Source organism: Monashia sp. HAY1-5C (assembly GCF_056755255.1).
The window spans coordinates 1-7,518 of record NZ_JBPGXG010000181.1 but is presented as its reverse complement, the minus strand read 5'-3'; the positions used below and the strand labels follow the sequence as shown (position 1 = coordinate 7,518).

General features: G+C 74.5%; 8 protein-coding genes. 7 read left to right on the top strand and 1 reads right to left on the bottom strand.

Annotation, left to right across the window (positions count from 1 at the left end):
- Positions 1-316: 316 nt before the first annotated feature.
- Genes hisC through ACR9ZK_RS19700 form a run of 5 tightly spaced genes read left to right on the top strand, consistent with a single transcriptional unit; the run spans position 317 to position 5,329 of the window.
- Complete coding sequence (gene hisC, locus ACR9ZK_RS19720; protein WP_481343669.1) at positions 317-1,354, top strand: histidinol-phosphate transaminase; 1,038 nt, start codon at positions 317-319, stop codon at positions 1,352-1,354.
- 47 nt (positions 1,355-1,401) lie between these two features.
- The gene (locus tag ACR9ZK_RS19715) at positions 1,402-2,829 is read left to right on the top strand and encodes a hypothetical protein (RefSeq protein ID WP_481343668.1); all 1,428 of its coding nucleotides are present in this window, start codon (positions 1,402-1,404) and stop codon (positions 2,827-2,829) included.
- A 47-nt stretch (positions 2,830-2,876) separates the two neighbouring features.
- On the top strand, positions 2,877-3,485 hold the full coding sequence (locus ACR9ZK_RS19710) for a hypothetical protein (protein ID WP_481343667.1): 609 nt from the start codon (positions 2,877-2,879) through the stop codon (positions 3,483-3,485).
- A 59-nt stretch (positions 3,486-3,544) separates the two neighbouring features.
- Positions 3,545-3,952, top strand: coding sequence for a glyoxalase superfamily protein (locus tag ACR9ZK_RS19705; protein WP_481343666.1), 408 nt, complete (start codon positions 3,545-3,547; stop codon positions 3,950-3,952).
- 9 nt (positions 3,953-3,961) lie between these two features.
- Positions 3,962-5,329 (top strand): AAA family ATPase, encoded by a 1,368-nt coding sequence (locus ACR9ZK_RS19700; protein ID WP_481343665.1) that lies wholly within the window; start codon positions 3,962-3,964, stop codon positions 5,327-5,329.
- A 30-nt stretch (positions 5,330-5,359) separates the two neighbouring features.
- Here the strand turns inward: ACR9ZK_RS19700 and ACR9ZK_RS19695 are convergent, their stop codons facing one another.
- A complete protein-coding gene (locus ACR9ZK_RS19695) occupies positions 5,360-5,878 on the bottom strand; it encodes an SRPBCC family protein (protein ID WP_481343664.1) in 519 nt (172 codons plus the stop codon).
- A gap of 89 nt (positions 5,879-5,967) precedes the next feature.
- Between ACR9ZK_RS19695 and ACR9ZK_RS19690 the strand changes: the two genes are divergently transcribed.
- Positions 5,968-6,465 carry a winged helix-turn-helix transcriptional regulator gene (locus tag ACR9ZK_RS19690; RefSeq protein WP_481343663.1) on the top strand — a complete coding sequence of 166 codons (498 nt, stop codon included), beginning with the start codon at positions 5,968-5,970 and terminating at the stop codon, positions 6,463-6,465.
- Positions 6,466-6,660: 195 nt separating this feature from the next.
- Positions 6,661-7,518 (top strand): thiamine pyrophosphate-dependent enzyme (locus ACR9ZK_RS19685; protein WP_481343662.1); only part of this gene is annotated, 858 nt, incomplete at its 3' end.

Sequence of the window (7,518 nt, the reverse complement as noted above, 5' to 3'; positions counted from 1 at the left end):
GTGTGGGCATGGTGAAGGGTGTCGAGGCGGCGCTGACGCGACGATGTGAGCCTAGCCACAGCGGGGCCACCGCGTCAGGACAGCGTCCAGAGGCCGGGCACCTGCGTGAGACGCACCCTCTAGAGTGCGCCCTATGAGCGACGCTGCCGACCGCACCGCGACCCCCGCCCCGACGGACGCCCCGACGGAGGCCGCGACCGACGCCCCGGCGGACGCCGCGACCGACGCCCCGACGGACGCCGGCGCGGTCGACGCCGGCCACGCAGACGCCGTCGCCGACGCGAGCCGGGTGCGGCTGCGCGAGGTGCTCTCCCGGATGCCCGACTACAAGCCGGGCAAGCCCGCGAACGCCCCGGCCGGCGTCACCGCCTACAAGCTGTCGTCGAACGAGAACCCGTACGGGCCGCTGCCGTCGGTCGTCGCAGCCATCGCCGACGCCGCCTCGACGGTCAACCGGTACCCCGACATGGCGGTCACCGCCCTGACCCAGCGGCTCGCGGCGGCGCTCGGGGTGCCGGCCGAGTGCCTCGCGACGGGCACCGGCTCCGTCGCGGTGCTCGCGCAGGTCGTCAACGCGGCCTGCGACGCCGGCGACGAGGTCGTCTTCGCGTGGCGCTCCTTCGAGGCCTACCCGATCGTCGCCCAGCTCGCCGGTGCCGAGCCGGTCATGGTGGGCCTCGACGCCGACGCCCGGCACCGTCTCGACGCGATGGCCGCCGCGGTCACCGAGCGCACCCGCGTCGTGCTCGTCTGCACCCCGAACAACCCCACCGGCCCGTGCGTGCACGAGCGCGACCTCGAGGCCTTCCTGGCGAAGGTGCCGAGCGACGTCATCGTCGTCGTCGACGAGGCCTACGTCGAGTTCGTCCGCGACCCCGACGCGGTCCGCGGCCTCGAGGTGTGGCGTCGGCACCCGAACGTCGTCGTGCTCCGGACCTTCTCCAAGGCCTACGGCCTCGCCGGCCTCCGCGTCGGCTACGCGGTGGCGCACCCGCCGGTCGCGGCGGCGATCCGCAAGACGGCCACGCCGTTCGGGGTCAGCTCCGTCGCCCAGGTCGCGGCGATCGCGTCGCTCGACGCGTTCGACGAGCTGAGCGAGCGCGTCGCCTCGATCGTGGCCGAGCGCGACCGCGTCACCCTCGCCCTCGCCGACCAGGGCTGGCACCTGCCGCGCAGCGACGCCAACTTCGTGTGGTTCCCGCTGGGGGCCGAGTCCACGGCGTTCGCGCAGGCGTGCGAGGAGGCCGGCCTCATCGTGCGCCAGTACGGCGACGACGGCGTGCGCGTGACGATCGGCGAGGTCGAGGCGAACACCCGTCTCCTGGAGGTGGCGCAGCGCTTCGGCCCGCGCTGACAATGGGATCACCGTGCGAGGTCGCGCGGTGATCGGAGGGCGGCGTCATGAGGCTGCAGCGCGAGCACGTGCCGGCCGGGCTGACGGCCCTCGCCGCGGTCGTCCTGGCGGTCCCCTCCCTGGTAGCAGCGACGTGGCGCGTGACGACCCTCGACAGCGAGAGCGGTGTCGTGCTCTTCGACCAGTACGACTGGAGCTGGGGGCGCTCGCAGGAGCTCGGCGCGGGCGGAGCGGTGGTCCAGGACCTCTGGAACCCCTGGGGACTGGTGGCGCTCGTGGCCCTGCTGGCCGTCGCCGCCGCGGGGGCGGTCGCCTGGCTGGCCTCCGACGCCCACTGGGTCCGCGTCCTCGCGCCGGTCTCGACCGGTGCCCTCCTCGGGCGGCTCGCGACGACCGTCCCGGCGCGGCTGGGTCGGCCGGTCCGTGACGACGTGCACGGGCTGGCGGCGTCGGGCGCGTCGACGCCGGCCGGGCTGGCCGAGACGGCGGCCGCGGTGGTGCTCGTGGCCACGCTCGCGCTGATGGTGTCCGCCCTGACGGCCACGGGACCGGCGCCGGCTCGCCTGCCTCGCACGCGTCCGATGCCGGCCGGGTCTCCGCCCGGCGCCTTCCCACCGCGGGGCGGCCCCCGAAGACTGCCGCCCGTGGTCGCGGGGCGCGCCCCGGTCGCGGCGCTCGGCGTCGCCGGGGCGCTGCTCGCGGTGCCGCAGCTGTTCTGGCCGACGCACACCGTTGGTGTCCGCAGCGACGGCCCCTCCGGCGGCTACACCTTCCGTCAGTCGATCTGGAGCTGGGGCCGGTACGCCGACACGACCCTCGAGGACGCGAACCAGTTCGACGTCTCCAACCCGTTCAGCCTGACGCTCCTCGGACTGTCCATCGTCGTCTGCGTCGCCGCGTGCGCCGCCTACGCCCTGCGCCGCGGGACCGACGGACGGGTGCTCGGGGCGGCCGGCCTCGGCTGCGCGGTCCTCGGCCTCGGCGCACCCCTCGTCCAGCGCGTCGGCGACACCATGACCGGCCTCTACGGCGACAACCCGCTCATGGAGGTCGAGACGCACCTGACCGGCTGGCTCCAGTGGGTGTCGGTGGGGCTCCTCGTGACGGCGCTCGTCCTCGTCGTCGCGCGGCCGGCCGCCCGGACCGCCCGGGCGACCTGGCCGGGCCTCGTCGCCCGGCTGGCCCGGTTGCGGGAGGTGCCCGAGGTGGACGAGGCCCCCGACGCCTTTGGTCCGGTCCTCACCGAGGCCTCGCCTGCTCCGGGCTCGGACGACCGCGCCCCCGGCGGCCCCGGCGGGTGGCCGGGGTCATCGGGCACGAGGTCGGGGTCCGCAGGCCCGCGCATCGGCATCGCGACGCTGCAGGACGCGTCCGCCCGCGACCACTCGGGCTCGCGCTCGGGAGCCGTCGGGTTCAGCGACGACGCCGGCGAGGCCGACGGGGCCGAGCGCCCGCGGCACCCGGACGCGTCATGAACCCTCGCCGGCCGCGCCCTCCGGGTCGTCCGCGTCGCCCGGGGCTGGTGCCCGGACGCCTGCCCGCGGGTCTCGTGGCAGGCGTCGGCGTGCTCCTCGCCGCCACCCCAGTGGTGTGGCCCACCGCGGCGCTCGTCCTCACGACGGCCGAGGTCGGCGAGTTCCACCGGGTCTTCCGGACCGAGCAGTGGTCGTGGGGACGCGAGGTCACCGTCGCCGAGGACGGCACCGTCTACGGTGCGGCGAGCGGTCCGCCCAACCTCCTCGCGCTCGTGACCCTGGGCGTGGTGCTCGTGCTCGCGCTCGCGGCGGTCGTCACGTGGCTCGTCGTGCCCGGACGCACCGGCGAGGTCGTCGGGGCTGCCGGCATGGCCGCGGCGTTCGTCACCGTGGCGCACTCGTGGGCGGCCCGCGTCGGTGTCCCTGCGGGTTCGTACGGGCTGCTGCCCGGCCTGACGTCGCAGACGCTTCCGGCCGGCCACCTCGAGGTCGTCGGTGGCGCGCTGGTCGTCGTCGCGCTCCTTCTCGTCGTGCGGCCCCCCCTGGTGCGGGTGGCGCTCCGGACCTGGCGTGGTGCGCTCGACCGCGTCGAACGCGACCGTGCGGCCGAGCGCCGGCGGGACGCCGAGCACGACGGCTCCACCCGGCGCTCCTAGCTCGACGCGGGCGCGGCGGATCGGGGGGCGTCGTCGGTGGCCGGCCCTAGCGTGGGCGCATGGACATGAAGCTGGAGCTCGTCGTCGTGCCGGTCACCGACGTCGACCGTGCGCGGGACTTCTACGTCGACCAGGTCGGGTTCGTGCTCGACCACGACCACACCGTGAGCGAGGAGGTGCGCTTCGTGCAGCTGACGCCGCCCGGGTCGGGCTGCTCCATCGCCATCGGCAGGGGTCTGGCCGAGCCGGTGCCCGGTGGCATCGTCAACCTGCAGATGGTCGTCGCCGACGCCGACGCGGCGCGCGCCGAGCTCGTCGAACGCGGCGTCGAGGCCTCCGAGGTGGATGACCAGCCGTGGGGCCGGTTCGTCCGGTTCAGCGACCCCGACGGCAACCGCTGGACGCTCCAGCAGCTGCCCGCGTGGTCTCGTGGTGCCGGTGGCGACGGCGTCGGTCCCGACGCCTGAGGCGCGGCGGTGCTGACGGCGGTCGCGGTCTCGGGGTACCGCTCGCTGCGCGACGTCGTCGTGCCGCTGCACGGCCTCGACGTCGTCACGGGCGCCAACGGCAGCGGCAAGTCGAACCTCTACCGCGCCCTGCGGCTGCTGGCCGGCTGTGGGCACGGCGACGTCGTCGGCGCCCTCGCCCGTGAGGGCGGCCTGCAGTCGGCGCTGTGGGCCGGTCCGGCCACCCTCGGCGGCGCGCGCCGCGGGCATGCGGTGCAGGGCACCACCCGCAGGGGTCCGATCAGCCTCCAGCTGGGCTTTGCCTCCGACGACATCGGCTACCTCGTCGACCTCGGCCTGCCGCAGCAGGCGTCCGGGGCCGACGCCGGAACCCCCTCGGCGTTCCTGCGCGACCCGGAGATCAAGCGCGAGGTCGTGTGGGCCGGGCCGGTGATGCGGCCGGGGTCTGTGCTGGTGCGACGCCGCTGGGGCGTCGTCGAGACCCGCGCCACCGGGCCCGCCGACGACGACTGGGGCGACGAGTGGGGCGGCGGGTCCGACGACGAGTGGGAGTCCGACCCCGTCGGCCGTCAGGGGCTCGGGGCCGGCACCGGTGGTGGGGGAGCGCGTGGCCGACGCGGCTGGACCGAGCTGACCCGCTCACTGCGCCCGTGGGAGAGCATGCTCACCGAGCTCGCCGACCCCGAGCGGGCGCCCGAGCTGCTCAGGGTCCGGCGCCTCGTCCGGGGCTGGCGCTTCTACGACGGCTTCCGGGCGGATGCCGACGCACCCGCTCGCCGGTCGCAGGTGGGCACCCGCACGCCGGTGCTCGCCGACGACGGCAGCGACCTCGCCGCGGCCCTGCAGACGATCCGCGAGGACGGCCGCAGCGAGCTCGACCGCGCCGTCGCCGACGCCTTCGACGGCGCGGTCCTCGACGTCACGGTCGACGGCGGCCGGTTCGACCTCGCGCTGCACCAGCCCGGCATGCTGCGCCCGCTGGGCGTGGCCGAGCTGTCCGACGGCACCCTGCGCTACCTGCTCCTCGTCGCCGCCCTCCTCACGGTCGACCCGCCACCCCTGCTCGTCCTCAACGAGCCCGAGACGTCCTTGCACCCCGACCTCGTCCCGCCCCTGGCCCGGCTCGTGCGTCGGGCTGCCGAGCGCACCCAGGTCATGGTCGTCTCGCACTCGGCGGCCCTCGTCCGCGAGCTCGGCGCCGGGCACGGCGGTGGCGCCGACGAAGGCGACAACGGTGACGCCGACGACGGCGGGCGCAGGGTGGGCCTCGGGTCGCCGGCCCACGTCCTCACGCTGCGCAAGGACCTCGGCGAGACGGCCGTCGTCGGGCAGGGCCTCCTGACGACGCCGCCGTGGGCGTGGGGCTCGCGGCGCTGACGCTCGCGGCGCCGGCGCTCGCGTCCTCGGTCACGGGACCACCGGCACCTCCGCCGTGCCGGCCAGGGCTGCCGCCAGGGACTGCTGGTTGCTGAAGGCGTCCGGCACGCCGGCCCCGGTGCGCACGCGGTCCCGGAGGCTGCCGAGCACGTACTGGCTCCATGCCGTGCGGCACACGTCGTAGCACTCGTGCCCGTCCTGCAACCCGACGTGCGTGAACGTCAGGCGGGTGCGGCCGGCCGCACCCGCCTCCGCCGGCTCGGACGTGATCTCGAACCGGACGGTCGTGCCCGTCCACTCCTCCTTGTCCTCGGGGAAGGTCAGGAGGCTGTCGAGGACGAGCCACTCGACGGCCGCGCCGGGGTCGAGCCGGATCGTGCGGAACTTCGAGAAGTGGATGTCGGGGACCGTGTAGACCCACTCGGCCCCCAGCGTCGCCGGGTCGCCGACGATGCTGCCGGACCACCAGCCGCGGAGGTCGTTGACGGCGTCGAAGACCTCCTGCGGAGTGTGCTCGACCGTGAAGCTCATCGTGAGGTCGGTTCCCATGGGTCTTCCCTTCCGCTGTGACTTGCGTGATGCAAGCAACCCTAGGTCAGGCGACTTTCATGATGCAAGCACTTTGCTAGGCTGGCGACGTGCTCGGACGGACCTACGACTCCCAGGTGTGCTCCATCGCGCGGGCCCTCGAGGTGGTCGGCGAACGGTGGAGCCTGCTCATCGTCCGCGACGCGCTCTTCGCGGGCGTCACGCGCTTCACCGACTTCCAGCACAACCTCGGCATCGCGACGAACGTCCTGCAGTCCCGCCTCGACGCCTTCGTCGACGCCGGGGTGATGGAGCGTCGGGAGGTCCCCGGGTCGGCTGCCCAGCGCGAGTACGTCCTCACCGACAAGGGCCGCGACCTCGCCCCGACGCTCGTGGCCCTGACCCGGTGGGGTGACCGTTGGGCCGCTCCCGGTGAGCCGCCGATCCTCTACGAGCACGCCGCCTGCGGCGACACCGTCACGGTCGCGACGACGTGCGCGACGCACGGGCCGGTGGCGGTCGACGAGGTCACGGTGGCCGTCGGCCCCGGCATGCCCGCCGAGTACCTCGCCCGACGCCGACCCCGCCGCGTCGCGTCGGCGGGCTGACGGCTCGGCCGGGGGTGGGGCCGGGCCGTCCCGCATTGTGAGATTCGCAGGCCTCTCCGGTAAGTTCCGGGTCGAGGACCAAGAAGGCGTCCGTCGTCACGAACGGCGGCCCTGCGCCCCCAGAAGCCGACGAGCGGGAGACCCCCGTCCGCGGGCCGAACGAGTAGGCCGGTCTCACCGGCGAAGGAGCCCCACGTGAGCGACAAGGTTGTCGCCGAGCTGCACGAGCCGACCCCCGCGGTCGGCGACGGCGGCCCGGACATGATCCAGCTGCTGACCCCGGAGGGTCAGCGCGTGTCCCACCCCGACTACGACAAGTACGTCGCGGACCTGACGCCGGAGGACCTGCGGAGCTTCTACCGCGACCTCGTCCTCATCCGTCGTCTCGACGCCGAGGGCTATGCGCTCCAGCGCCAGGGCGAGCTCGGCCTGTGGCCGAGCCTGCTCGGCCAGGAGGCCGCGCAGGTCGGCTCCGGTCGGGCGCTCAAGCCGCACGACTTCGTCTTCCCGACCTACCGCGAGCACGGCGTCGGGTTCGTGCGCGGCATGGACCCGCAGAGCTCGCTCCAGCTGTTCCGCGGCGTCAGCCAGGGCGGGTGGGACCCCAAGGAGAACAACTTCCACCTCTACACGATCGTCATCGGGGCCCAGGCGCTGCACGCCACGGGCTACGCGATGGGCGTGAAGATGGACGGCAACGTCGGCACCGGTGACCCCGAGCGCGACACCGCCGTCATCTGCTACTTCGGCGACGGCGCCTCGTCGCAGGGTGATGTCAACGAGGCCTTCGTCTACGCCGCCTCGTTCGACGCCCCGGTCGTGTTCTTCTGCCAGAACAACCAGTGGGCCATCTCCGAGCCGGTCACCAAGCAGACGCGGATCCCGCTGTTCCACCGCGCCCGCGGCTTCGGCTTCCCCGGTGTGCGCGTCGACGGCAACGACATCCTCGCCACCTACGCCGTGACCCAGCACTGCCTCGACGAGGCCCGCAACGGCAACGGCCCGCTGCTCATCGAGGCCTTCACGTACCGCATGGGCGCCCACACCACGGCC